The organism is Jeongeupia sp. HS-3 (assembly GCF_015140455.1).
Lineage (GTDB): Bacteria > Pseudomonadota > Gammaproteobacteria > Burkholderiales > Chitinibacteraceae > Jeongeupia.
On record NZ_AP024094.1, the window covers coordinates 350,719 to 374,924 of the forward strand.

22 protein-coding genes and 3 tRNA genes are annotated in these 24,206 nt (G+C 65.0%); 17 read left to right on the forward strand and 8 right to left on the reverse strand.

Features of this window, described 5'->3' with window-relative positions; genetic code table 11:
* The first annotated feature begins 17 nt into the window (after positions 1-17).
* Positions 18-1,667: a tannase/feruloyl esterase family alpha/beta hydrolase gene (locus JLC71_RS01715; RefSeq protein ID WP_200916964.1), complete on the forward strand. Its 1,650-nt coding sequence runs from the start codon at positions 18-20 to the stop codon at positions 1,665-1,667.
* A gap of 13 nt (positions 1,668-1,680) precedes the next feature.
* Here the strand turns inward: JLC71_RS01715 and lplT are convergent, their stop codons facing one another.
* Positions 1,681-2,973, reverse strand: a complete 1,293-nt coding sequence (lplT, locus tag JLC71_RS01720) for a lysophospholipid transporter LplT (protein WP_200916965.1) — start codon at positions 2,971-2,973, stop codon at positions 1,681-1,683.
* Between the two features lie 181 nt (positions 2,974-3,154).
* Between lplT and JLC71_RS01725 the strand changes: the two genes are divergently transcribed.
* The 6 genes from JLC71_RS01725 (at position 3,155) to JLC71_RS01750 (ending at position 6,614) form a co-directional block, all read left to right on the forward strand.
* Positions 3,155-3,775 carry a DedA family protein gene (locus tag JLC71_RS01725; RefSeq protein ID WP_200916966.1) on the forward strand — a complete coding sequence of 207 codons (621 nt, stop codon included), beginning with the start codon at positions 3,155-3,157 and terminating at the stop codon, positions 3,773-3,775.
* Between the two features lie 31 nt (positions 3,776-3,806).
* Entirely contained in the window at positions 3,807-4,877 is a 1,071-nt protein-coding gene (gene alr / locus JLC71_RS01730) for an alanine racemase (RefSeq protein WP_200916967.1), read from the forward strand.
* A 149-nt stretch (positions 4,878-5,026) separates the two neighbouring features.
* Positions 5,027-6,250 carry an aspartate kinase gene (locus JLC71_RS01735; protein ID WP_200916968.1) on the forward strand — a complete coding sequence of 408 codons (1,224 nt, stop codon included), beginning with the start codon at positions 5,027-5,029 and terminating at the stop codon, positions 6,248-6,250.
* Positions 6,251-6,319: 69 nt separating this feature from the next.
* Positions 6,320-6,413: transfer RNA gene (locus JLC71_RS01740), tRNA-Ser, on the forward strand.
* A 39-nt stretch (positions 6,414-6,452) separates the two neighbouring features.
* Positions 6,453-6,529: transfer RNA gene (locus JLC71_RS01745), tRNA-Arg, on the forward strand.
* Positions 6,530-6,538: 9 nt separating this feature from the next.
* Positions 6,539-6,614 (forward strand) — tRNA-Glu (locus JLC71_RS01750).
* Here the strand turns inward: JLC71_RS01750 and JLC71_RS01755 are convergent.
* Positions 6,583-7,443: a recombinase family protein gene (locus JLC71_RS01755; RefSeq protein WP_200916969.1), complete on the reverse strand. Its 861-nt coding sequence runs from the start codon at positions 7,441-7,443 to the stop codon at positions 6,583-6,585. The two genes, JLC71_RS01750 and JLC71_RS01755, sit on opposite strands and share 32 nt — an antisense overlap.
* A 199-nt stretch (positions 7,444-7,642) precedes the next feature.
* Here JLC71_RS01755 and JLC71_RS01760 point away from each other — a divergent pair, with 199 nt between their 5' ends.
* Together JLC71_RS01760 and JLC71_RS01765 are read left to right on the forward strand one after the other, a co-directional pair.
* Positions 7,643-7,936 carry a transposase gene (locus JLC71_RS01760; RefSeq protein ID WP_200916970.1) on the forward strand — a complete coding sequence of 98 codons (294 nt, stop codon included), beginning with the start codon at positions 7,643-7,645 and terminating at the stop codon, positions 7,934-7,936.
* Complete coding sequence (locus tag JLC71_RS01765; RefSeq protein ID WP_200914866.1) at positions 7,933-8,799, forward strand: IS3 family transposase; 867 nt, start codon at positions 7,933-7,935, stop codon at positions 8,797-8,799. Before JLC71_RS01760 ends, JLC71_RS01765 begins: the two co-directional genes overlap by 4 nt.
* Before the next feature lie 235 nt (positions 8,800-9,034).
* Here JLC71_RS01765 and JLC71_RS01770 read toward each other — a convergent pair whose 3' ends face one another.
* The 5 genes from JLC71_RS01770 to tauA all read right to left on the reverse strand — a co-directional run bounded on the left by JLC71_RS01770 (position 9,035) and on the right by tauA (position 13,352).
* Complete coding sequence (locus JLC71_RS01770; protein ID WP_200916971.1) at positions 9,035-9,409, reverse strand: tyrosine-type recombinase/integrase; 375 nt, start codon at positions 9,407-9,409, stop codon at positions 9,035-9,037.
* A gap of 419 nt (positions 9,410-9,828) precedes the next feature.
* Positions 9,829-10,665 (reverse strand): taurine dioxygenase, encoded by an 837-nt coding sequence (gene tauD, locus JLC71_RS01775; protein ID WP_200916972.1) that lies wholly within the window; start codon positions 10,663-10,665, stop codon positions 9,829-9,831.
* A gap of 16 nt (positions 10,666-10,681) precedes the next feature.
* Positions 10,682-11,524, reverse strand: coding sequence for a taurine ABC transporter permease TauC (tauC, locus tag JLC71_RS01780; RefSeq protein ID WP_200916973.1), 843 nt, complete (start codon positions 11,522-11,524; stop codon positions 10,682-10,684).
* Entirely contained in the window at positions 11,521-12,306 is a 786-nt protein-coding gene (gene tauB / locus JLC71_RS01785; protein WP_200916974.1) for a taurine ABC transporter ATP-binding subunit, read from the reverse strand. The genes tauC and tauB overlap by 4 nt, the downstream gene beginning before the upstream one ends.
* 56 nt (positions 12,307-12,362) lie before the next feature.
* The gene (gene tauA / locus JLC71_RS01790) at positions 12,363-13,352 is read right to left on the reverse strand and encodes a taurine ABC transporter substrate-binding protein (protein WP_200916975.1); all 990 of its coding nucleotides are present in this window, start codon (positions 13,350-13,352) and stop codon (positions 12,363-12,365) included.
* 297 nt (positions 13,353-13,649) lie between these two features.
* Between tauA and JLC71_RS01795 the strand changes: the two genes are divergently transcribed.
* Positions 13,650-14,708, forward strand: a complete 1,059-nt coding sequence (locus tag JLC71_RS01795) for a sigma-54 interaction domain-containing protein (protein WP_236250943.1) — start codon at positions 13,650-13,652, stop codon at positions 14,706-14,708.
* An 11-nt stretch (positions 14,709-14,719) separates the two neighbouring features.
* Here JLC71_RS01795 and JLC71_RS01800 read toward each other — a convergent pair whose 3' ends face one another.
* Complete coding sequence (locus JLC71_RS01800) at positions 14,720-15,772, reverse strand: ABC transporter substrate-binding protein (protein WP_200916977.1); 1,053 nt, start codon at positions 15,770-15,772, stop codon at positions 14,720-14,722.
* Between the two features lie 434 nt (positions 15,773-16,206).
* Here JLC71_RS01800 and JLC71_RS01805 point away from each other — a divergent pair, with 434 nt between their 5' ends.
* The 7 genes from JLC71_RS01805 (at position 16,207) to JLC71_RS01835 (ending at position 24,202) form a co-directional block, all read left to right on the forward strand.
* Positions 16,207-18,441, forward strand: a complete 2,235-nt coding sequence (locus JLC71_RS01805) for a TonB-dependent receptor (protein ID WP_200916978.1) — start codon at positions 16,207-16,209, stop codon at positions 18,439-18,441.
* A gap of 85 nt (positions 18,442-18,526) precedes the next feature.
* Complete coding sequence (locus JLC71_RS01810; RefSeq protein ID WP_200916979.1) at positions 18,527-19,828, forward strand: amidohydrolase; 1,302 nt, start codon at positions 18,527-18,529, stop codon at positions 19,826-19,828.
* Between the two features lie 206 nt (positions 19,829-20,034).
* Positions 20,035-21,204, forward strand: coding sequence for an LLM class flavin-dependent oxidoreductase (locus tag JLC71_RS01815; RefSeq protein WP_200916980.1), 1,170 nt, complete (start codon positions 20,035-20,037; stop codon positions 21,202-21,204).
* 9 nt (positions 21,205-21,213) lie between these two features.
* Positions 21,214-22,254 carry an ABC transporter substrate-binding protein gene (locus JLC71_RS01820; RefSeq protein ID WP_200916981.1) on the forward strand — a complete coding sequence of 347 codons (1,041 nt, stop codon included), beginning with the start codon at positions 21,214-21,216 and terminating at the stop codon, positions 22,252-22,254.
* A gap of 13 nt (positions 22,255-22,267) precedes the next feature.
* Positions 22,268-23,074, forward strand: coding sequence for an energy transducer TonB (locus tag JLC71_RS01825; RefSeq protein WP_200916982.1), 807 nt, complete (start codon positions 22,268-22,270; stop codon positions 23,072-23,074).
* Between the two features lie 10 nt (positions 23,075-23,084).
* On the forward strand, positions 23,085-23,792 hold the full coding sequence (locus tag JLC71_RS01830; protein ID WP_200916983.1) for a MotA/TolQ/ExbB proton channel family protein: 708 nt from the start codon (positions 23,085-23,087) through the stop codon (positions 23,790-23,792).
* A complete protein-coding gene (locus JLC71_RS01835) occupies positions 23,792-24,202 on the forward strand; it encodes an ExbD/TolR family protein (protein WP_200916984.1) in 411 nt (136 codons plus the stop codon). The genes JLC71_RS01830 and JLC71_RS01835 overlap by 1 nt, the downstream gene beginning before the upstream one ends.
* Positions 24,203-24,206 lie beyond the last annotated feature (4 nt).

Below are 24,206 nucleotides of genomic sequence, written 5' to 3' on the forward strand. Positions count from 1 at the left end.
CAAATGGAGACGAACAGATGCGTTTGCGATACCTGAAAACCATGCTGCTGGGCGCTTGTGGCTTGCTGGTTGCCTGCGTTGCCCCGCCATCCGGCCCCGCCGTGCTGGCCCAACCTGCCCGCCCGTCGTGCGAAGCCTTGTCGCAATGGCAACTGGCCGCGACGAAGATCGGCTTGCCGACCGGGGGCGCGAAAGTGGATAGCGCGCTCTGGCAGCCGGTGCCGGGGGCACAGACAAGCTATTGCCGTATTCAGGGCCGGATCGAACCGGTCGACCCGGCTGCGCCGGCCATCCTGTTCGAGGTCGGGCTGCCGGCCAACTGGAACAGCAAGTCGCTGCATCTGGGCGGCGGCGGTTACAACGGTACCGTCGTTGCCGCGACCGGCAATGTCCCCGCGCCGCCGCTGGACGCGCCGTTGCCGTTGGCCCGTGGTTACGCGACTTTCGGCAGCGACAGCGGCCATGAAGCGGCCCCGCCTTACTCCGACAACCCCGCAACGCGCTCGCTCGACGCCCGGTTCCTGCAGAACGACGAGGCACTGCGCAATTTTGCCGGCGATGCGCTGAAAAAGACTCGTGATGTCGCGACGGCGCTGCAGGTCGCTTTTTATGGACGGGCGCCTTCGCAACGCTATTTTGCCGGCGGTTCGACCGGCGGGCGCGAGGCGCTCGCCGTGGTGCAGCGCTGGCCGGACGATTACGACGGTGCAATTTCGGCCTATCCGGCCTGGAATGCTGCAACGCTTGATCTGGCCTTCGGGCGGATCACCCAGGCGCTGTCCCGGCCCGGCGCGTATCCCGGCCCGGCCAAGCAGGCTTTGCTGTATCAGGCACAGATCGCCGCATGCGATACCGATGACGGTGCCCGTGACGGCCTGATCAGCCGGCCGGCGGCGTGCGGCTTTGCGCTGAAGTCACTGCGCTGCGCCAAGGGGCGCGATCTCGGTGACACCTGCCTGTCCGATGCGCAGATTGCCGCGATCACGACCATGGCCACGCCGATGCGTCTTCAGTACCCGCTTGCCAGCGGGGAAACCGCTTATCCCGGGTTCAACGTGCTCAGCGGTGCCGATCTGCGCAGCTTCCTCGGCTGGCACGAGCAGGCGCCGACCAGTCCGGCCCAGTTGGGCCAGCCCTACATGTCGCAGTTCTGGGATCAGTGGGTGCGCTATGCGGTGGTTCGCGACCCGGCGTTCGACTCGCGCCGGCTCGATCCGGAGCGGGCCGGCCCGTACGTCGGCAGAATCAGCGCGCTCACCAGCTTGCAGGACGTCAACCGGACCGACCTGAGCCGTTTTGCTGGCCGTGGCGGCAAGCTGATCGTTATGCACGGCGCGGCCGATGCACTCGTCAGCACACGGGCGACGATCGCCTATATGGACAGGGTGAAGGCGCGGATGGGCGATGAGCAGACCGGGGCATTCACGCGCTTTTACGTGATTCCGGGCTATGGCCACGTCAACGGCGCCTTCAAGGCATCGTGGGATTCGCTGACGGCGCTCGATCACTGGGTCGTCGACGGCGTAGCGCCGGTGGCGCCGGTCGTGGCCGATGCCAACGCCGGCATGCAAGGCCGAACCCGGCCGCTGTGCCTGTACCCGGCATGGCCGCGATACCGGTCGGGCGATGTCAACGCCGCAGCCAGCTTCGAGTGCGTCAAGGGCTAGCAGGCTAGCCGGATCAGTCGTGCATCACGCCGGCGCGCACGCCGCGCCGGTAACGCAGCGTGATCAGCACCATCATCACCGCGACGAATAGCCCGAAGCCGAGCACGATGGCAACCATCGGTGGCAGGCCGCCAACGCCAAATTGCGCCACCAGCAGGGGCGAGGCATTGGCCGGCAGTGGCGTACTCAGGTATTTCACCAGCAGCGCGTGAATGCCGACCATGAGCAGGATGCCGATGTTCTCGTTGAAATTTTGCACCGCAATCGAATGCCCGGCGCCCATCAGCAGGTAGCCGCGATGCTGCAGGATGGCGTTCAGCGGCACGACGAAGAAACCCGACAGCGCGCCGACGATGAACATCAGCGTCGCCGCGATCGTGCTGTCGTAGACCAGCAGCATGCTCATCACCAGCATGCCCATGGCAATACCGGCCGGCAGCACCGAGAACGCACGCTTGAGCGGCACAAATCGGCCGGCGATCACTGCGCCAAAGGCGGTGCCGAAGGCGACCACGGCGATCAGCATGGTGGCTTTCTCCATGCTGTAGGCGAGCCAGATCACTGCCCAGTTCAGCACCACCAGGCGCATCGTTGCGCCGGCGCCCCAGAACAGCGTGGTCACCGCCAGCGATAATTGCCCTTGCGGATCCTGCCAGAGGCGTCGGGCGCAGCTGAAAAACTCGCGGGTCATCCGTACCGGCCCGTGGGACAGCGGCTTGAGCTGGATGTTGAGCTTGGGAATGTAGGCGTTGAGCCAGGCAGCGGCCAGATAGATCAGCACGATGACGAGGATGGCAAATTCCGCCGCCGCCGGCTGCCAGGGCAGATCGAAGCGCTGCATCCAGTCCAGCGCCTGCCCGCCGGTCAGAAAGCCACCGAGTACGGTGCCGAAAATGATCGCTGCAACCGTCGCACCTTCCAGCCAGCCGTTGGCTTCGACCAGTTTCTCGTGCGGCAGATATTCGGTGATCAGCCCGTATTTGGCCGGGCTATACGCCGCAGCGCCAAAGCCGACTACCGCATAAGCCAGAATGGGCGGCGCCCCGACAAGCATGCCGATACAGCCGACCAGTTTGATGCCGTTGCAGATCATCATGGCGCGGCCCTTGTGCATCGAATCGGCAAACGATCCGGCAAACGGCGCCAGCACGACGTAGGAGACGGTAAAACACCATAACAGCATCGACAGATGCCATTCGGGAGCGAGGTGCTCTTTCAATAGCGCCAAGGCCGCGATGAACAAGGCGTTGTCGGCGAGCGCGGAAAGGAACTGCGCGCCCAGAATCAGGAAAAATCCACGGTCCATGCGATGTCATCGTACCTGTGCTTGAGACGACGCGGTTATAACACGTTTGGCTTGCCTGTCGCCTTGTCCCAAGCTTGCGGACGATCATTTGTGTATAGGGTGAAGGGCGACAAAGCGACGATCGCAAACAGCTGCGTGCTAAGATAGGGGCCGTTTCTGCACCCGCTCCCGCGCGCCGATAATGGATTCATTGCAACTGCTGGTGAGCGTCTTCACCGATTACGGCTACCTGGCCGTATTTCTCGTTTTGCTGGCCTGTGGTTTTGGTGTCCCGATTCCCGAGGACATCACCCTCGTTGCCGGCGGCATCATCGCCGGTCTGGGCTATGCCAATGTGCACACGATGTTCTTCATCGGCATGGCTGGCGTATTGATCGGCGATTCGGTGATGTTCCTGCTCGGCCGCTATTACGGCGCGCATGTACTCAAGTGGCGATGGGTCGCCCGCATCATGACGCCCGAACGCTACGCTGCCGCGCAGGATAAATTCTCCCGTTATGGCAACCGCGTGCTGTTCGTTGCCCGCTTCCTGCCCGGGCTGCGCTCGCCGATTTTCCTGTCCGCCGGTCTGTGCAATTGCGTGTCGTACTGGCGCTTTCTCTTGCTCGATGGCCTGGCTGCGCTGATCAGCGTGCCAATCTGGGTTTATCTCGGTTATTACGGCGCTTACAATCATGAATGGCTGTTGCGCTGGATCAAGCGCGGCCAGGCCGGGGTGCTGGTGCTGGTTGCCATTGTCGCCGTCATTGTGGCCGTCTGGTACTGGCGTCACCGCCGCAGTGCTAAAGCCTGCCAAGACTGATCCGCCCCTCTTTACCGGTTCGCCTACCGCCATGTCCCGCCCCATCCAGGTTTTGATCAATCCCGCCGCGATCGCCGGCAACTATCAACGCATCAAGGCGTTGGCACCGCAGTCGCGTGCCTACGCCGTGGTCAAGGCCAACGGTTATGGTCACGGTCTGGAGCGCGTCGTTACGGCCTTGCCGGATGCCGATGGCTTCGCCCTGCTGGAGTTCGGCCGTGCCATCGCCTTGCGCGAGGCCGGCGTGCGCCAGCCGATCCTGATGCTCGAAGGCGTGTTCAGCCCGGACGAGCTGTTGCTCGCTTCGCAACACGATCTCACCGTGGCCGTGCACGAAGAGCGGGCGCTGGTCTGGCTGGAAACACGGTCGCTGCCGAAACCGGTACACATCTATCTGAAGCTCAATACCGGCATGAACCGGCTTGGTTTTGTCGCCGAAACCGCGCCGGCCGTGGTGGCCCGGCTCAGGGCGTGCGCCAATGTCGCCAGCATCACGCTGATGACGCACTTTGCGACAGCCGACGATCCCGAACGCGGCATTGCATCGCAGCTGGCGCGCTTCGATGCCGCAGCGGAAGGGCTCGGGCTGCCGATGACGCTCGCCAACTCGGCTGCGACCTTCGACTATCCTGAGGTTCACCGCGACTGGGTTCGCCCCGGTGTGGCCCTGTACGGCGCCAGCCCGTTTGCGCATCGCAGCGCTGCATCGCTGGGTCTTGTTGCGGCGATGACGCTGAAAAGCGAAATCATCGGCGTACAGACCATTCATCCCGGCGACAGCGTGGGCTATGGCGCGACCTTCTCCGCGACTGAAACCATGCGCATCGGTATTGTCGCCTGTGGTTACGCCGACGGCTATCCGCGCCATGCCCCGACCGGTACGCCGGTCATCGTCGCGGGCGAGCGCACGCGTCTGCTGGGGCGGGTATCGATGGATATGCTCGCGGTCGACCTCAGTCATTTATCGCAAGCGCAGATCGGCAGTCCGGTCGAGCTGTGGGGCAAGAGCCTGCCGATCGACGAGGTTGCGGCGATGGCGGACACCATCGGTTACGAGCTGATGTGCGCCGTGGCCGCGCGCGTCCCCGTCAAAACCATCTGACGGGCCGTTTTTCGGTCTCGTAAAGCAGTCCGGCTTTCATTACAATCTTTCGTTTTGGTATTTATCGCCCGCGATGGTGTGGCCTGTCTCCAACGGGCGCCGATAGCGGGCGGACCAAACCTCATTTCATTCAACCTGCAGGTTGCATCATGGCATTGATCGTCCAGAAGTACGGCGGCACCTCGGTTGGTACGCCCGAACGCATTAAAAACGTCGCGCGGCGCGTCGCCAAATTCAAGGCCCAGGGCCATGACCTCGTTGTTGTGCTCTCCGCGATGAGCGGCGAAACCAACCGGCTGATCGCGCTCGCCAAGGAAATCCAGGCGAATCCGGATCCGCGTGAACTCGACGTCATTGTGTCCACCGGCGAACAGGTCACCATCGGCCTGTTGGCGATGGCGCTGAAAGACATGGGTATCGACGCCAAGTCGTACACCGGTGGCCAGGTCAAGATCCTGACCGATTCGTTCCACACCAAGGCACGCATCCAGTCGATCGACGACGCAAACATGCGCGCCGATCTGAATGCCGGCCGCGTCGTCATCGTCGCCGGTTTCCAGGGCGTGGATCCGGAAGGCAACATCACCACGCTGGGTCGTGGTGGCTCGGATACCTCGGGCGTGGCGCTGGCCGCCGCACTCAAGGCCGATGAATGCCAGATCTATACCGACGTCGACGGCGTGTACACCACCGATCCGCGCGTCGTGCCTGAAGCCAAGAAGCTCAAGACCATCACCTTCGAGGAAATGCTCGAGATGGCCAGCCTTGGCTCCAAGGTGCTGCAAATCCGCTCGGTCGAATTCGCCGGCAAGTACAACGTGAAACTGCGCGTGCTGTCCTCGTTCCAGGAAGAGGGTGAGGGCACGCTGATTACCTTCGAGGAAGACCCGAACATGGAAAAGCCAGTCGTCTCCGGCATCGCCTTCAACCGTGACGAAGCCCGTATCAATGTGACCGGCGTGCCGGACAAGCCGGGTATCGCGTATCAGATCCTTGGCCCGGTCGCCGATGCGAACATCGACGTCGACATGATCATCCAGAACGTCGGCAAGGATGGCACCACCGACTTCAGCTTCACCGTGCCCAAGCCCGATCTGGCCCGCACGATCAAGGTGCTCGAAGGCGTGCAGGCGCACATTGGTGCGGCGCTGATCGATGGCGACGACAAGATCTGCAAGATCTCCATCGTCGGCGTGGGCATGCGCTCGCATGTGGGCGTGGCATCGACGATGTTCCGCACGCTGGCCGAAGAGGGCATCAATATCCAGATGATCTCGACCTCGGAAATTAAGATCTCGGTGATCGTCGATGAAAAGTACCTTGAGCTGGCCGTTCGCGTGCTGCACAAGGCATTTGGCCTCGATAAAGCCTGATTTTTCAATATTTCCGTATCGGCGGTTGACGGCATTTGGGCTCGCAGGTAATATCCAGCCTCCCTTGACGGAGATGTGGATGAGTGGCTGAAATCACCTCCCTGCTAAGGAGGCATACGGGCTTAAACCTGTATCGAGGGTTCGAATCCCTCCGTCTCCGCCATCGGGCATCGTAGTATTGCAGTAAGCAGAAAGTAACCGTGCACCCGTAGCTCAGTTGGATAGAGTATCTGGCTACGAACCAGAGGGTCGGGCGTTCGAATCGCTCCGGGTGCACCATCTGCCTCAGTCCCCATCGTCTAGAGGCCTAGGACACCACCCTTTCACGGTGACTACCGGGGTTCGAATCCCCGTGGGGACGCCATCTTAACCCCAGTTAAGAGTTGGCCGTCGGTATACAGGTAGACCTCACCTGCCGACAGCGTTGCACGGCATACCATCGCACGTAGCAATGCTTTCTTTGTTTCTGTTTCCCCATCGTTCAAATCAATACACAGCTGCTGCACAAAGCGCCGAACTGCGGCTTCGTCGATCGCGCTGATCTTGGGTCGTGCTGTGCGTTGCAGCGCCTGCTCCAGTTGCGCGAGCTCTTCGCTGAGCTGATCAATCCGCCGCAACAACGGTTCGCGATGTTCCAGATGCGCCAACGAGCTGACCAGAGTGTCCTGTTCATGTTGCAGGCGCTGCTGGGAACGCTTGATCTGTGCCGGATCGCTTTCGCTGCGTTTGGCGAGCTGCGCCAACTGCCGGTTGACCGCATCGACCGTTTGCCGAATCGCGTCGTCACTCAACACCCGAGTCAGCAACGTCGTCAGTGCGGCTTGATCGAGCCGGTCCTGGCGAATGCTCCGTTCCCCACACTTGCCGTTGCAGCGGTAGAAGCCACCACAGCCGTAAACCGGTTGGCCACAACCGCAATACAGCAGGCCGCTGAGCAGATAGGGGCTCAGCCTGCCCCGCTTGCCTTTGACGCTGCGCTGCTGTCGGCGCGACAGAATCTGCTCGGCTTCTTCGTCGCTGATCATTGCCGGATGCGCATCTCGCTGAATGAGCCACTCCGAGCGTGGTCTGTACTTGCGCCCTTCAATATAGGTGCCGTCGATTCGCTCGTTGACCCGGTTCCAGACCAGATGCCCGGCGTAGCACAAGGCATTGTCCTCTACGCTGATCATCGTGCCGATCGGCTGGGACAATCCCAAGCGCTGCATCAGGCCGACTCTGGATTCGCCAAGTGCCCGTCTACGCAAGTACTGTTGTACCGGCACGAACCACTTCGGATCCGGTTCGAGGCGCGATTTGAGGATCGGCCCATTCTCGCGCTGGCCTACCTTGGTCTGTCCCTATACGGAAGGACACTAACTTAAGGTGGATAATCGCCACCAAGGAGTGTTCATGACCCAAATCCGCCGTACCTTTCCCGAGCCCCTCAAGCGGGAAGCTGTTGAGCAAATCCTGGCTGGCACGCCGCTACGTCACGTCGCGCAGGCCTTCGGCATCACCGAAGGCCTGCTGGGCAAATGGAAACGCCAGTTTCTGCTCAAGGGCATGGATGCCTTTCCCGGTCATGGCAAGCAACTGGGCGAAGCAGCCGAACTCAAGCGTCTGCGCGATGATCTAGCACGCGTCACCATGGAGCGTGACGTCCTAAAAAAAGCGCTCGCCATCTTCTCGCAGCCCACGAAGTGAAGTACCGCGCCATTCAGGCGCTTGCTGAACGTTATCCTGTTGCCGTCATGTGCCAGTTGTTCCGCGTCTCACGGAGCAGCTACTACGCTTGGCGCAACCGGCCGCCTTCGATGCGAGAGATGGCTAATCGCGTGCTGTTACGGGAAATCCGTCTGGTCCATGCCGAAGTCAACGGCATCTATGGGCATCGTCGGATACATGCGGAACTGGTCGCACAAGGCTTCGCCTGTGGCCGCCACCGTGTTGGCCGCCTGATGCGCCAAGGCGGGCTGAAGGTACGTTCCCGTAAACGGTGGCGACCTGTCCCGGTCAGCCAACACCTGCTTCCGGTGGCACCAAATCGGCTGGAACGGCAATTCGACGCATCCGGGATGAATCAACGCTGGGTGTCGGACATGACTTACATCCGTACTGACGAGGGCTGGCTGTATCTGGCTGTGGTGCTGGACTTGTATTCCCGCGCCGTGGTCGGCTGGGCAATGCACCATCGAATGCAGCAAGAACTGGTGCATGCTGCGTTGACGATGGCCGTTGCCAGACGGAAACCGGTGCGGGAGGTGCTACTGCATTCGGACCGAGGCAGCCAGTATTGTGCGTTTGATTACCAGATGTTGCTGAAACGGCACGGCATGGTGCCGAGCCATTCACGAGCGGGCAATTGCTGGGACAACGCTGCGATGGAAAGCTTCTTCCGGTCGTTGAAGGCGGAGCGGGTTTACTTGACCCGCTACCGGAGTCACGACGAGGCCCGCGCGGATATATTCGACTACATCCGATTTTACAATCATCGCCGCCGCCATTCGACGCTGGATTACCTGGCACCGGTCGAGTTTGAACGGCAGCATTCAGCGCTTAGCGCTTAATCCTCTGTCCTTCTGCATGGGGACAGACCAGCATATCGCGTTCTTGCTGGCGAATTCAGCGCCTCAGTGGTGCAGCCGATCTTGGCAGAGATGAAAACGATCGCGGCCGACTGCGATTCGTACTGGTCCTTGGCGTCGAAGGCCATGCGCACGGCTCGGGAGCGAATTTGGTGGATTTGCTCAGGGCTCGATTCTCTCTGGCGAGTGAGCCTCCGCGAAACCCGGGGCGCGACCGCTACCGCAGCGGCCCGACCTTGTTCGCCCGTCGGTAATGTTTGGTCATGCCCATCGTCGAATGCCCCTGGCGTTCGTTGGCGCGGAACAGGTCGGTTTCGTCGGTGGCCGATTTGGCGCGCAGGTTGCGCAGCTGGAAGTGCACGCCGGCTGCGGTTCTGGCCTGTTCGAACATCCGCCGCAGCTGGGCGTAGCCCAGCGGCTCGCCCTTGGCGTTGCGGACCAGATGCAAGGTAGCGACGTTGCCCGCCGGGCTCGGCCGGGTGAGCGGGCGCTGGATCACGTCGGCGAGCTGACCTTCGATGGCGACGCCGATCAGTTTGTTGGTTTTGGCTTGGCGGATCCACAGCCGGCCATCGCAGATGTCGGTGCGCATCACCGCGTCACATCGGTCACACGTTGACCGGTCAGCAGATACAGATCTCATGACGCCCTGCAGCGCCGGCTCGGCCTTGTCGTGCACGGCGCGGAGTTCGTCATCGTGTACCTAGCGGTCCCCCCGGACGCAGGGGGAGCCGTTCTCATGCGATTGTGAGGATGAACCATCATCAAACTACCCGGAGGCATCGCTAGGTGCCGAGGTTTACAGCGATCACCCGTGGGGACGCCAGTTTCAAGAGAACGGCCTGACAGAAATGTCAGGCCGTTTTCGTATTCCGCTGGCACTTCCGCCTGCACAGCGGCTTGCCGGCATCTTATGGCCCATCCTCCGGGCCTTTACCGTTACATCGTCTTCCCCCGTATCAAGCGAACATCACTGGTGTGCCGGTTTGCGCCTGGCGTGAGCCGCGAGGCTCAGAATGGCGCATCGCCCAGAATGGTGGCGCGGTGCATCACGCGCCGTGCCGGCAGGTAATCGGCGATCGCGTAATGCTGGGTGACGCGGTTGTCCCAGAACGCCACGTCGTTCACCTGCCAGCGCCAGCGCACGGTGAATTCGGGCCGGGCAACGTGGGCGTAGAGAAAGTCGAGCAAGGCGCGGCTTTCGCGCTCGGGCAGCTCGTTGATGCGCAGCGTGAAGCCCTCGTTGACGAAGATGGCGCGGCGTCCGGTGACCGGGTGGGTGCGGATCACCGGGTGTGACAGCGGCGGGTTTTTGGCGCGCGTCGCTTCCCACCGCGCGCGGCCGGCGGCCGAGATTGCGTGGCGGCTGGCCGGGAAGGATTTGGCGAAGTCGTGCGTGGCGGTCAGTCCTGACAGCAGCGCTTGCAATTGCGGCGATAAGGCATCGTAGGCGGCGGTACCGCTGGCCCACAGCGTATCGCCACCGGTGGGTGGCAACTGTTTGGCCGCGAGCACCGCGCCCAGCGGCGGCGTTGGAATGAAGGTGACGTCGGTATGCCAGTTGTCGTTGTCCGGCAGATTGTTGGCATCCGTGTCGAGGACCAGGATCTGCGGCGTTTCCGGCACGTTCGGATAGATCGGATGAATGTGCAGATCGCCGAACTGGCGGGCGAAGTCGCGTTGCTGTTCGGGCGTGAGCGCCTGGTCACGAAAGAACAGCAGCTGATGGCGCAAGAGCGCATCGTTCAGGGCGGTGCGGTGCTCGTCGCTCAAAGGGGCGGCCAGCGAGAGGCCGCTGACAATGGCGCCGATGGCCGGGCTGAGCGGGGTAATGGCAAGTTCGGACATGAATGCTTCCTGTGGATCAGTGGCCCTGCCAGGGCACGAGTTTGCGCTGCAGGGCACGCAGACCCAGTTCGAGCGCAAAGGCGATGACGGCGATGACGATGATGCCGAGCACGACGACATCGGTGACCAGAAACTGCGCCGCCGACTGCACCATGAAGCCGAGGCCGCGGGTGGCGGCGATCAGCTCGGCGGCGACCAGCGTCGACCAGCCGGTGCCAAGTCCGATGCGCACGCCGGTGAGGATGTCGGGCAGCGCGGACGGCAGAATCACGTGGCGGATCAGTTGCCAGCGCGTTGCGCCCAGCGATTGCGCTGCACGCAGCCGGGCCTGATCGACGCTGCGCACACCGGTGGCCGTGGCGATGGCGATCGGCGCGAAGATCGCCAGATAGATCAGCAATACCTTGGACAACTCGCCAATGCCGAACCAGATCACGATCAGCGGCAGATAGGCGAGCGGCGGAATCGGCCGGTAGAACTCGATCAGCGGATCGAGCACGCCACGCGCGGTGCGCGACAGCCCCAGCGCCAGGCCGACCGGCACCGCGAACAGCACCGCCGCGATCAGCGCCACGACGATGCGGAATGCGCTGGCGCCAAGGTGCTGCCACAGCGTGGCATCCATATAACCCTGCGTGATCGTGAGCCAGAGCTTGCCGAGCACGGCTTGCGGCGGCGGCAGGAACAGCGGCGCGATCAGGCCGCTGAACGTCACCAGCCACCAGATGAAGACCACTGCGGCGAGCGTCAGGCTGCTGATGCGCAAGGTGCCATTGCCCGGCGGTGATGCCTGCGGTGCAAGCGCGCGCTCGGCATCGGCAAAGGGCTGTTCGCCCAGTGCGAGTTCGGCGGCGGTCATGATGTTGCTCCTGCGGCCTGGTGTGCGAACACGCGCGCCAGCACACGTTCACGCACGGCAATGAATTCGGGATCGGATTTCACGCTGCGCACCGGCTCGCCTGCGGCGTGGCGGCGGCCGAAATCGAGCGACAGCCGTTCGACGATCCGGCCGGGTCGCGGCGACATCAGCACCAGATCGGTGGCGAGGAACACGGCTTCCTCGATATCGTGGGTGATCAGGAACACGCGCTTGCCCGTAGTGCGCCAGATGTGCAGCAGCAGCGTCTGCATCTGTTCGCGGATAAAGGCATCGAGCGCGCCGAACGGTTCGTCCATCAACAGCAGCTGCGGATCTGCCGCGAGGGCACGGGCGAGGCCGACGCGCTGGCGCATGCCGCCCGAAAGCGCCCAGATTTTTTGTTCGGCATAGCCGTCGAGATCGACCTGCCTGAGGACTTCGCGCGCGCGCGCCTCGCGCTCGCTGGCGCCGATGCCGCGCAGGCGCAGGCCGAAGGCCACGTTGTCGAGCACGTCCAGCCAGGGCAGCAGCGCGTCGTCCTGAAACACCACGCCGCGCTCGGCGCCAGGGCCGCGCACCGGCGCACCACCGAGCGTAATCGTGCCGGCGCTGGGGGCGATGAAGCCGGCGATCAGATTCAGCAAGGTGGTCTTGCCGCAGCCCGATGGCCCGAGGGCGACGACCAGGCTTTCGGGCTTCACGGTCAGCGAGACCTCGTGCAGCGCGGCACTGGCCGCGCCCGGATAGCGCACCGAAACGCGATTGACGATGAGTTCGGACATGCGGTGGTTTCCTGTCTGCATCCCGACAAAGGCCACGCCAGCGTGGCCTTTGTCGCTTACTTGCCTGCCGCCTTGGCGAAACCGGCATTCACATACGCGGCATAGCTCGACTGTACGCTATCGACCTTGCCCTGTTCCTTGAGGAAGGCCGAGGTGTCGGTCAGTGCCTTCACGGTGGGCGTTGCCAGAATGCCGGCTTGCTCGCTGGCAACGGGGTAACGGTTGCCGGCCAGCAGCGCGGCGACTTCGTCGGGCTTGGAGCCGGTGATGCGGGCGATCTTGTCGATCCGCGCGGCATCGCTGGTGAAGGCCTTGGGGTTGGCCTGGTAATCGGCGTAAGCCTTGAGCGTCACCCTGGCGAACTGTTCGACGAAGCGGGGGTTCTTCTCGGCGAAATCCTTGCGCACGATCCACGCATCGAAGGTCGGTGCGCCCCACTTGGCCACCTCGGTCGAGCTGACCAGCACCTTGCCGTTTTCCTTGGCCTTGCCCAGCGCCGGATCCCAGACGTAGGCAGCATCGATATCGCCGCGCTGCCATGCGGCGGTGATTTCGGACGGACGCAGGTTGATGATCTGCACCTGGGACGGCGAGATGTTCCAGTGCTTGAGCGCGGCCAGCAGGCTGTAATGCGTGGTCGAGACGAAGGGCACCGCAATCTTCTTGCCGACCAGATCGGCCGGCTTGGCAATGCCGGCGCCGTTGCGCACCACCAGCGCCTCGGCCGAGCCGATCTGCGCCGCGATCAGAAAGGTCTGCACCGGTAGTGCGCGGCTGGCTGCGGCGGCCAGCGGGCTCGATCCCACATAACCGATTTGCACATCGCCCGACGCCACCGCGGTGATCACCTCGGCGCCGCTCTCGAACTTGCGCCAGCTGATCTTGCTGCCGGTGGCCTTTTCATAGCTGCCGTCGGCCTGCGCCACCTTGGCCGGCTCGACCGTGGTCTGGTAGGCGATGGTGACCTCATCGGCCTGGGCGCCAAAGGCCGTGACTGTGAACGCCAGCGCGGGCAGCCAGCGTTTGAAAGTGTTCTGTGTACTCATGGCAATCCTCACCGGGGTTTGCTCGCGCCGAAGCCGGGCGAGGCGAGGATCAAATCTAACCGGCGGTGAAATTAACAAAAAGGAATATTAAATGATTTTAAAATTCCCAGTGGTTATGTTGTGCGTCAGCAGAACCGCATGTTGATTGCGCAGGGTGGATCCGCCCGGATGGATGAACGCAATGCAATGCTTGTAAGCTTAGGGCCATAAGAATATGCGCAAGCATTCTTTGTCGTGCTCCCGGGCACGCAGGGATACTGGGGCCATCCCGTTCAATCCAATTCAAGCGCCCGCACCGTGCTCATCCTCCCGAACAGTCCGGAACACGCCATTTCGATCCGCGCCAAGGCGCTGACCTTCGAGGCACCGCAGTCGCGCATCCTGCGCGAGCGGGTGCATCTGGTTGCGCCCAGCGATGCCACGGTGCTGATCACCGGCGAAAGCGGCACCGGCAAGGAGCTGATCGCCCGGCTGGTGCATACGCTGAGCGAGCGCAAGGCGGCGCCGTTCGTGGCGGTGAACTGCGGCGCGCTGTCGGAAAACCTGATCGAAAGCGAGCTGTTCGGCCACGAGAAGGGCGCATTCACCGGCGCCGCCGGCGAGCGCACCGGCTGGTTCGAGGCGGCCGACGGCGGCTCGCTGTTTCTCGACGAAGTCGGCGATCTGCCGCTGTCGATGCAGGTGAAGCTGCTGCGGGTGCTGCAGGAGCGTGAGGTCGTCCGCGTCGGTTCGCGCCAGCCGCGCCGCATCGACGTGCGGCTGATCGCAGCGACCAATGTCGATCTGCTGGCGGCCGTGCGCGCGGGGCGGTTCCGCGAGGATCTGTATTACCGGCTCAACGTCGCGCCACTGGCGATCGCACCGTTGCGCGAACGCCGCGAGGACATTCCGGCGCTGACCCGGCATTTCCTCGCGCTCTACGCCGGCAAGTTGCGCATTGGCGTGCCGGCGCTGACCGATGCGGCCCACGAGCGTCTGCTGACGCACCCGTGGCCTGGCAACATCCGCGAGCTGGAGAACGTGATCCACTATGCGCTGCTGGTCAGCAGCGGCGATCTGATCGATGCCGACGACCTGCATTTCACCTCGCTGGCGCCGGTTGCGGCGGTACCCGCACCGCGCCCGCAAGCCGACGGCGCGCCGACGCTGGAAGCGGCGCTGCTGGCGCTGTGCGAGCAGGGTCATCCCGATCTGTGGCGCCATATCGAGGAAACGGTTTACCGCGTGGTCTACGCCTTTTGCGAAGGCAACACCGTGCAGACATCGCGGCTACTGAACCTGAGCCGCAACATCGTCCGCGCCCGGCTGACGCAGTTCGATGTGCGGTCGCCGGAGCGGGCGACGGCCGGCGACTGAGACGGCCGGAATCAGGCCTGTCGCTGGCCGAGGCGGCCCGCTTGCACCGCTTCGAGCGGGCGCGGGTCGATCCAGTCGTCCAGATCGAAATCCCGCTCGAGAAAGCCCCAGTCCAGCAAAAAGGCCTTGAAATCGGCCAGCGCGGCGATGCCGGCGTCGTCGAGGCCGAGCCCGAGGTGCTGGTGCAGCCGGTCGCCGTAGGCGCGGCTGACCCACGGTGTATCGATGCCGGTTTCGGCGCTGACGAAGGCCAGCGTTTGGGCCGGATGCGTGCGCGCCCAGTCGCCGGCGTCGGCGACCAGCCCCAGAAAACCGTGAACGATGTCCGGATGCTGCTGCAGCACGTCGGCGTTGACCGTCAGCGGCCGCGGCGTGCCGTTGTTATTGCGGATGCGCGGATCGGGGTGGAAACCGATGTCGACGATGATGTGCGCGCCGGTCTCATCGACGGCCTTGAGCCCGTGCGCACCCTTGACGTAGATCGCGTCGACGTCGCCACGCAGCAGCGCCGCACATTCGGCCGCGTAGTCGTTGGCCGTCGGCGCCGGCGGGATCGGCGCCGCAGCGCGTGATTCGACCGGCGCCGCCGGAATGTCGACGAACAGCACGTCATCGTGATCAAGCCCGGCCAGCGACAGCGCATTCAGCGTGCCGCGCAGGGCGGTGGCGCGAAACAGGTCGATGCCGTCGTCCGGACGCAGCGGCAGGCCGATGCGTTTGCCCTTGAGCGCGTTCAGTTGCGTGATGCCGCTGTCCGGCCGGGTGATCAGTAGCTGCGATTCGTCGACCCAGGTCAGCCCGATCACCCTGGTCGCCGCGCCCCGGGCGCGCGCCCAGATCGCCGGCACGCTGCCGCCCTGGCGGAAGGACTGGCTCAGCGTCCGGAAGCTGCTGCTGCCGGCCGACGGATCGGTCGACTGCAGCGAGCGGATCGCGATGCCGTCGGCGGAAAGCTCGCCGTTCAGCCAGCCCAGATGCACGGCGATGCCGAGCGGCGTGGGAACCGGCGAGCGGGCGTAGCTCAGTGAGGAGAGGGGGGATTGCTGTTCGGAAATGTGCGCCATTCGGTGCTCGCTGTCGGTTGGAAAGCGTCCGGCGGGCCGGCATCGGGCCCTACCGGGACGAAGGGAAAACCAAGCAATAAGCAAGCCACCATGGCAGCACGCCGGCCGGCATCGTCCGGGCCGGGGCGGGCTGCTGGATTCCGCGCAGCGTCTGCTGGCCGGGTGGTGGCCAGCCACCACTTCGGTGTGTTTGGCCACGTGTCCCGCTGCGCTACGGCATGGTGGCCAACCACCACCCCGTCACCAATCCCGGTGGCAAGCGCAACAGCCGGAGATGGGGCTTGATCCGCCGATTTTCTACATGTCTTTGAAAATGAACGATTTTGTCGTTCTGGCACGCGGATTGCGAAGCATGAACCGGTTTGTCACTTAAGCGACGTCCCGATCCAGGGGCGCGCAATGCATCCGATTCTTGCTTCAGGGAGCAATCACTCATGCAACACCTTCGTCAACGCAAGCTGGCCGCGCTGATCGCCATCGGCTTTGCCGGCACGCTCGCCGGGCCGGTGCAGGCACAGGACGCCACGACCGCCGCAAAAAATCCGGATGGCGTCGAGCTGTCGTCGGTCGTCGTCACCGCGCTGCGGCGCGAGCAGGGCATTCAGGACGTCCCGGTCGCGGTGACCGCAGTCGGCGGCAACGAGGTTCGCAACAGCGAACTGCGCACCGTCAACGACATCACCCGCTACGTGCCCAACTTCAATGGCCAGTCGACCGAGGGGCGCGAGCGGCCGCGCTGGTTCCTGCGCGGCGTCGGCAGCAACGATCCGTCGCCGACCTCGCTGAGCCCGATCGGCTTCTATCTCGACGATGTCTACCTGAACAACGTGTTCGGCCAGGGCGTGCCGCTGTTCGACCTTGAACGCGTCGAGGTGCTGCGCGGGCCGCAGGGCACGCTGTGGGGCAAGAACACCATCGGTGGCGCGATCAACGTGCTGTCGAAGAAGCCCGGCTTCGATACCGACGGCTACGCCAAGCTCGGCTTCGGCAACAACAGCAGCAATGTGTTCGAAGCCGCGGTCGGCGCGCCGATTGTCGACGAGCGTCTGGCGGCGCGCGTGTCGGTCTACCACGAGCAGGGCGACAGTTCGATCACCAACGACTACACCGGCGAGCAGTTCGGCAGCTTCAAGGACAACGCCGTGCGGGCGCAGTTGCTGGCGCTGACCTCGGACGATTCGGACCTGTTGCTGAACGTGCATGCCCGCAAGTACAGCGGCGCGGGCAACCCGTGGCGCAGCACCGGCATCTTCAAGGGCAAGGATCTGTACGGCTTTGCCGCATCGCCCGATGTCGATCATGTTTCGCTCAACGCGCCGTCGAGCGACGATATCGAAACCCGTGGCGCGGCGCTGACCGGCCACTGGACGCTGGGACAGGGGATCACGCTGACGTCGATCACCGGTTATGAAGGCGTCGACCGCGAGTTCTTCGGCGACAACGATGCATCGCCGAACGAGGTGGCGCGCGGCCACAGCAGCCTGAGCTCGGGCCAGTGGTCGCAGGAATTCCGGCTGACCTCGTCGCCGAAGCAGGCGCTGACGTGGATCGCCGGCCTGCACCTGTTCGGCGAAAACCTTGATTCGGATGCCCAGACCGGCACGCTCGCCAACGGCCCCAAGGGTGCCGCCGGTACCGCGTTCCAGCGGACCTGGTTCAATCAGGATACCGACAGCCAGGCGATTTTCGGCAGCGCGACCTACAACGTGACCGACCGCTTCAACGTCACCGCTGGGCTGCGCTGGACCCGCGAGCGCAAGACGATCGACCTGCACGGCGTGACCGCCAAACCGGGCATCGTGCTCGGCGATTCGGGCAACTGGTGGCAGCAGGGTAGCGACGGCCTGCCGGTCACGCTGTCGCAGCAGCAAGACAACACCTGGTCGGCGCCGACGTGGGATTTCTCGCCCGAATACCGGCTGAGCGACAACGCCATGGTGTTCGCGCGCATCGCGCACGGATTCCGTTCCGGCGGCTACAACACCGGCGCCGATGGCGATGCGTCGTTCAACACGGTCGATCCGGAATACCTGACCGAGTATTCGCTCGGCCTCAAGAGCGCGTGGTTCGACAAGCGGCTGATCTTCAACGCCACGGCGTTCCACTACGACTACAAGGACATGCAGGTGTTCGCGCTGGCGCCGTCGCCGCTGGGCACCGGCGACAGCGTGGCGACGCTGTCGAATGCCGGCAAGGGCCGTGCCGACGGGCTGGAGCTCGAGTTCAAGGCCCAGCCGACGCGCGCGCTGAGCCTGTACACCAACCTCGGCTTCCTGCGCACCAAGTTCACCGAGTTCGATAACGTCCCCGGAGCGGTCGGCAATTCGTTCGCCCGCGCGCCGAAAACGACGGCCGGCTTCGGCGGCGAATACCGCTTGCCGCTGGCCAATGGCGCGCTGTCGCTCGGCGGTGACCTGATCTATCGCGCCAAGGAGTACTTCAGCGCAACACGCCAGACCGACGCGAACCTGTGGCAGGACGGCTATACGCTGATCAACGCGCGCCTTGCCTACTTCGCGCTTGGCGACAAGTACAGCGTCACGCTGTGGGGCAACAACCTGTCCGACAAGCAGTACAAGAAGCTCGGCCTCGTGCCGTCCTACGGCGCCTATCAGTCGCTGTGGGGCGACGAGCGCACCTTCGGCCTGACCTTCACCGGCAAGCTCTGAGCCGTGTCCGCAGCCGGGCCTTCGGGCTCGGCCGGCACGGGTTGACCCTCGCGGCCGCGACGCGGCCGGCGCACGGATTCTCCTCATGAAAACTTCCCTGATCGCGCTGCTGCTGGCCTTCGCCGGCACCGCGCAAGCCGGCGGTACGCCGGACGGGTTGGCGCTCGATGCCGACATCGCCCGGATCGAGCCGCAAGTGATCGCCTGGCGGCACGACATCCACCAGCACCCGGAACTGGGCAACCGCGAGTTCCGCACCGCGGCGCTGGTGGCCGATGCGCTGAAAAAGCTCGGGTACACGGTTCAGACCGGCGTTGCCGGTACCGGCGTCGTTGCCGTGCTGCGCGGCGACCGGCCGGGGCCGACCGTGGCCTTGCGTGCCGAGCTCGATGCCTTGCCGGTGACCGAGCCGGCCGGACTGCCATTCGCGTCGGCGGTGCGCAGGCAGTGGAACGGCCGTGACGTCGGCGTGATGCACGCCTGCGGCCACGACGCGCATGTGGCGATGGCGCTCGGCGTAGCGACGCTGCTGGCGCAGCGGCGCGCGCAGCTGCACGGCACGGTCAAGCTGGTGTTCCAGCCCGCCGAGGAAGGCCCGCCCGATGGCGAGGAGGGCGGCGCGGCGCTGATGATCAAACAGGGCGTGCTCACCGACCCGAAGCCGGACGTGTTCTTCGGCCTGCACGTCGGCCCCGGACCGTCGGGCAGCGTGTCGCTGAGTCGCGAACGCGTTACCGCCGGTTCGGACACCTTCGTTACCCGCATCGTCGGCCGGCAGACGCACGCGGCATTTCCGTGGGCGGGGATCGATCCGGTGGTGCTGGCGGCGCAGGTGACGCTGGCGTGGCAGACGATACCGAGCCGCCAGTCCGACCTGCAGGCGCAGGGCGCGCCGGTGATCAGCATCGGCCGCATCAACGGCGGCGTGCGGCAGAACATCATTCCCGAAGACGTCACGCTCGAAGGCACCGTGCGCACGGTGACGCCGGCACAGCGCGACGCGGTGCTGGCGCGCCTGCAGCAGGCCGCCAGCAGCATCGCAGCCAGCGCCGGCGGGCGGGCCGAAACGCGGATCACCGAAGGCTATCCGTCCGGACGCAACGACGCCGCGCTGGTCGATCGCTACCTGCCGCTGCTGCAGGCGCTGGCACCAAGCGGCCAGGTCGCGCTGACCGGGGGCAGCTACGCCGCCGACGATTTCGCCTATTTCTCCCGCGCCGTGCCGGCGCTCTTCGTCGGCCTTGGCGTTACGCCGCCCAGTATCGCGCCGGAGGCCGCCGCGCCGAACCATTCCCCGGGGTTTCTGGTGGACGACGCCGCGCTGCGCGTCGGCGTGCGCGTGCAGGCCGGGCTGATGCTGGCTGCGCTCGGCGCGACCGGCTCATGAGGGGTGGTGCTGGATCACCAGTCGCTCACCAGTCGGCTGTCGCTTGCGCAGCAGCGCACCGGTGGTCCGGCCATGGTAGGGCTCCTTATTTCTGAAAATATCGTTTCAAAACATATTGTTATTCCGTATTTGAAGGCCTGGCACGGTTGCTGCTAACCATAGGATCAAAGCCCGTCGCGGCATTCGTTCACCTGCAAGGATTCATGATGTCCCTCGATTTTCTCTGGCGTCTTCCGCAACACGGCGACGGCCGCCGTGCCCATGATCTGCACACCCGTGGCGAATGGAACCGCCAGACCGGCTCGCGCGTTGCGCCCAAGGTCGACAACGACGATTTCGGCTACATCGACTATCTGGCGCAAGTGGCGCGCGCGGCCGAGATCAACGGTTTTCACGGCGCGCTGATCCCGATCTTCCGCATGACCGAGGAACCGTGGGTCGTCGCCGCGGCACTGGCGCGTGAAACCCGCCGCCTGCGGCTGCTGATCGCGCTGCAACCGCACTTCATCCAGCCCGCCTACGCGGCACAGATGTCGGCCAGCCTGCAGCGCATTTCGCGCGGCCGGGTCGAGTGGAATGTGATCAGCGGCGGCGATCCGGTCGCCCAGCGCGGCTACGGCGATTTCAGCGCGCATGACGAGCGCTATGCGCGCACCGAGGAATTCCTCGACGTCGTCCGCGGCGTCAGTGCCGGCGCGCCGTTCGATTACGACGGCAAGCACTATCGCGTCGAAGGCGGCGGCCTGCTGCATCCGCTGGACGCCCAGCCGGTGCCGCAGATCTATCTGGCCGGCGCCAGCGACGCGGCGATGCGTGTGGCCGGCAAGCATGGCGATATCCATCTGACCTGGGGCGAGCCGCTGGCGAAGCAGCAGGAAGTGATCGACAAGACCTGCCGGACGCTCGACGCGCTCGGCATCGAACGCGAGATCCGTTTCGGCATGCGTATCGACGTGCTGGCGCGCGAAACCGAGGAACAGGCGTGGGCCGAGCTGCGGCAGATGTACGCGACGGTGAGCGACACGACGCGCGGTTTCGGCTTCGGTGGCCAGCGCGGCAAGTCCGAGTCGGTCGGCGCGGCGCGGCAGCAGGCGCTGCACGGCGGCAGCCAGCATTTCGACGATCTGACCGTCGGCCCCAATATCTGGGCCGGGATGTCGCAGATTCGCGGTGGCCCCGGTTGCGTGCTGGTCGGCAGCCACGAGCAGGTGGCCGAGCGGCTGGCCGAGTATGTCGATATCGGCGTCAGCTCCTTCATCCTCGCCAGCAATCCGCACCTCGAAGAGGCCTACCGCGTCGGCGAGGAAGTGCTGCCGCTGGTCGCGCAGGCGGCCCGGCGCAGCGTGGCGACTACACCGCTGGCTGCAGTGGCCTAGGGGGCGATGATGAGTATCGATACGCTCTGGTACACCCGCTGCCCGGTGCCGACGCCGCTGGGTATCGCCTTCCAGCAAGGCTGGTTGCAGGACGCTTTCCGGCCCGACGGCATCACCGTGCGCTCGCTGCAGGACACCGCCGATCCCGCGCTGCGCGAATCGCACTTCGATCACACGCTGGCGCACTCGTTCCGCCAGGGCGGCAACATCCCGGCGATCTGGGCCCGTGCGCGCGGTGCGACCACGCGGGTGATCGGCCTGTCGTGGACCGACGAATTCCAGGGCATCGTCACGCTGCCGGGCAGCGGGATTGCGGACATCACCGGGCTGCGCGGCCGCCGGCTCGGCCTGCCGAAGCACGCGATCAGCATCGATTTCACCCGCGCTGCCGCACTCAAGGGCTACGAGAGCGCGCTGGCGCTCGAAGCGATCGGCCTGCACGAGGTCGAGCTGGTCGACCTGCGCGACCCGCCGCCGGACGAGCAGGGCGACCAGCCGCTGTATCCGAGTCCCTTCGGCGGCGGCCGTCGCCACGGTTATCTGAACGAGGTGCAGGCGCTGCTGCGCGGCGAGGTCGACGCGGTCTTCGTCAAGGGCGTGCTCGGCCTGCAGACGGTGCACATGCTCGGCGCCCACGTCGTCACCGACCTCGGCCGGCATCCCGATCCGCTGGTGCGCAACGGCAACGGTACGCCGCGCACGCTGACGGTCGACCAGGCGCTGATCGATGCCCGGCCGGATTTGATCGCGCGCTTTCTCGGCCAGGTGGTTGCCGCCGGCGAGTGGGCGCTGGCGCATCCGCATGACGCCGTCGCCTACATCGGCCGCGAAACCGATGCGTCGGACGAATGGGTGCGCTACGCCTACGGCCGCAACGTGCATACGCAGCTGCAGACCGATCTGGCCGCGACGTCGATTGCCGGGCTGAAGACCTTCAAGGACTTCCTGTTGCGGCACGGCTTTCTCACCGCCGACGTCGACATTGACGCGTGGATAGACCCGGCGCCGCTGGCCGCGCTGAGCGAACGCACGCGGCGGATTTTTGCATGAGCAGGAGAACGCAATGACGACCGCCGAACTGTCGTGGGGGCGTAGCCCGCGCCGCGCCGTATTGCGAAATGCGGTGGCGCGACCTGTGGCGGCGAGCCGGCCGGTGGCGCCGGCCACGATTGTGCCGGCGGACGAACCGTCGTCGCCGTACCGGCTCTGGCTGGCGCTGGCCTTGCTGATCGCCGCTGTGCACTGGGGCGGCGCGGCCTTGTTGTCGGGTTCGCCGAAACCGGCGCCCGCCGTGATCCCGGCCAAGGTGCCGCCGATCCGGATCGAACTGGCGCGACCGCTGCCGCAGGCAGTCAAGCCAAGCCCGCAGGCGGCCGAACCACTCCCGCAGGCGGTCAAGCCTCCGCCGCAAGTGGCCAAACCGCGCCCGCCCGAGCCGCAGGCGGCGAAGCCGGCGAAAGCCGCGACGGCGACAGCCCGCCCGGTCGCCGCACCGAACGCCACGGCGGTCGCACCCGTGGCCGACACCGTCGCCGTCAGCCGCGAGCCGGCTCCGGCCGCCGCGCCCGCGCCGGCTTCCGAGACGGTCACCGAAGCCAACGGTTCGACCGCCTATTTGCACAACCCGGCGCCCGATTACCCGCCGATGGCGATGAGCCAGGGCTGGGAAGGCAAGGTGCTGCTGCGGGTGTTCGTGCTCGCCAACGGCAGCGCCGACCGCATCGAGATCAAGCAGTCGAGCGGCCGGAAGATGCTCGACGACGCGGCGATCAAGGCCGTGAAGCGCTGGGTCTTCGTGCCGAGCAAGCGCGGCGGCACGCCGCTCGACGGCTGGGCCGTCGTTCCCATCGAATTCAAACTCGCCAACTAAGAGGTAAATCATGTCCGAATTCCTGACCACCCTGATCGTTGACGGCACCCTGTGGGCGCTCGGCGTTTTTTCGGTGCTGACCTGGTCGCTGATCCTGCTCAAGGGCTGGCAGCACTGGCGCGTGGCGCGGCAGGACCGTGCCTACGCCAAGGCCTTCTGGTCGGCGGCCAGCCTTGAACAGGCGGCCGCGCTGACCGACGCGGCCGGCCCGCAGTCCCGGCTTGCCGCGACCGGCTTTGCCGCGCTGCGCGGCAGCGACGGCAGCGTGCACGATCTCGAACACAGCTGGGACAGGCAGGAGCTGCTCGAACGCCATTTGCGCCAGCAGATCCACAAGGAGCGCCGCACGCTTGAAAGCGGGCTCGCGGTGCTGGCGTCGATCGGTTCGACCGCGCCGTTCGTGGGGCTCTTTGGCACCGTGTTCGGCATCATCCATGCGCTCGGCGCGATCAGCCATGCGGCGTCGGCCAGCATCGACATCGTCGCCGGCCCGATCGGCGAGGCGCTGATCGCCACCGGCGTCGGCATCGCCGTCGCCGTGCCGGCGGTGCTCGCCTACAACTTCTTCCTGCGTCGCCTCAAGCTCGCCGGCGCCGATTTCGACGACTTCGCCACCGATTTCGTCAACCTCGCGCAGCAGAACGGCTTCCGCATCCGGCCGGCGGCGAATCCGTCGGCGGTGATCCGTGGCGTGCCGTTCAAGGAGGTTGCAGCCTGATGGCCATCTCCACTTCCAGCCAGGGCGATGAAGTCCTCAGCGAAATGAACATCACGCCGCTGGTCGACGTGATGCTGGTGCTGCTCGTCGCCTTCATCATCACCGCGCCGCTGCTGAACAACGCGGTCCACATCAACCTGCCCAAGACCGCAACCACCGCCGCGCCGGCGCCGGAAAAAGCCGTCACCGTCAGCATCGATGCGCAGCAGCGCGTGTTCATCGACAAGCGCGAGGTGAAGGCCGAGGCGCTCGAAGCCGAACTGAGCGCGCTCAAGCGCGGCGCCGCCGACCTCAGCCTGCACCTGCAGGCCGACGAGGGCGTCGCCTACCGCCATGTCGCCAAGGCGATCGCCAGCATCGAGCGTGCCGGCATCACCCGGCTGTCGGTGCTGACCCAGCCGGGCGGCTGATCCC

Coding starts and splice junctions, on each gene's coding strand:
- JLC71_RS01800 (WP_200916977.1), bottom strand. CDS start 15,772: ATGGCGCACATTTCCGAACAGCAATCCCCCCTCTCCTCACTGAGCTAC.
- JLC71_RS01735 (WP_200916968.1), top strand. CDS start 5,027: ATGGCATTGATCGTCCAGAAGTACGGCGGCACCTCGGTTGGTACGCCC.
- JLC71_RS01725 (WP_200916966.1), top strand. CDS start 3,155: ATGGATTCATTGCAACTGCTGGTGAGCGTCTTCACCGATTACGGCTAC.
- JLC71_RS01770 (WP_200916971.1), bottom strand. CDS start 9,409: ATGCGCACCGACATCTGCGATGGCCGGCTGTGGATCCGCCAAGCCAAA.
- JLC71_RS01820 (WP_200916981.1), top strand. CDS start 21,214: ATGAGTATCGATACGCTCTGGTACACCCGCTGCCCGGTGCCGACGCCG.
- tauB (WP_200916974.1), bottom strand. CDS start 12,306: ATGTCCGAACTCATCGTCAATCGCGTTTCGGTGCGCTATCCGGGCGCG.
- JLC71_RS01715 (WP_200916964.1), top strand. CDS start 18: ATGCGTTTGCGATACCTGAAAACCATGCTGCTGGGCGCTTGTGGCTTG.
- JLC71_RS01815 (WP_200916980.1), top strand. CDS start 20,035: ATGTCCCTCGATTTTCTCTGGCGTCTTCCGCAACACGGCGACGGCCGC.
- JLC71_RS01830 (WP_200916983.1), top strand. CDS start 23,085: ATGTCCGAATTCCTGACCACCCTGATCGTTGACGGCACCCTGTGGGCG.
- JLC71_RS01760 (WP_200916970.1), top strand. CDS start 7,643: ATGACCCAAATCCGCCGTACCTTTCCCGAGCCCCTCAAGCGGGAAGCT.
- JLC71_RS01805 (WP_200916978.1), top strand. CDS start 16,207: ATGCAACACCTTCGTCAACGCAAGCTGGCCGCGCTGATCGCCATCGGC.
- JLC71_RS01810 (WP_200916979.1), top strand. CDS start 18,527: ATGAAAACTTCCCTGATCGCGCTGCTGCTGGCCTTCGCCGGCACCGCG.
- JLC71_RS01835 (WP_200916984.1), top strand. CDS start 23,792: ATGGCCATCTCCACTTCCAGCCAGGGCGATGAAGTCCTCAGCGAAATG.
- lplT (WP_200916965.1), bottom strand. CDS start 2,973: ATGGACCGTGGATTTTTCCTGATTCTGGGCGCGCAGTTCCTTTCCGCG.
- tauC (WP_200916973.1), bottom strand. CDS start 11,524: ATGACCGCCGCCGAACTCGCACTGGGCGAACAGCCCTTTGCCGATGCC.
- JLC71_RS01825 (WP_200916982.1), top strand. CDS start 22,268: ATGACGACCGCCGAACTGTCGTGGGGGCGTAGCCCGCGCCGCGCCGTA.
- tauD (WP_200916972.1), bottom strand. CDS start 10,665: ATGTCCGAACTTGCCATTACCCCGCTCAGCCCGGCCATCGGCGCCATT.
- alr (WP_200916967.1), top strand. CDS start 3,807: ATGTCCCGCCCCATCCAGGTTTTGATCAATCCCGCCGCGATCGCCGGC.
- tauA (WP_200916975.1), bottom strand. CDS start 13,352: ATGAGTACACAGAACACTTTCAAACGCTGGCTGCCCGCGCTGGCGTTC.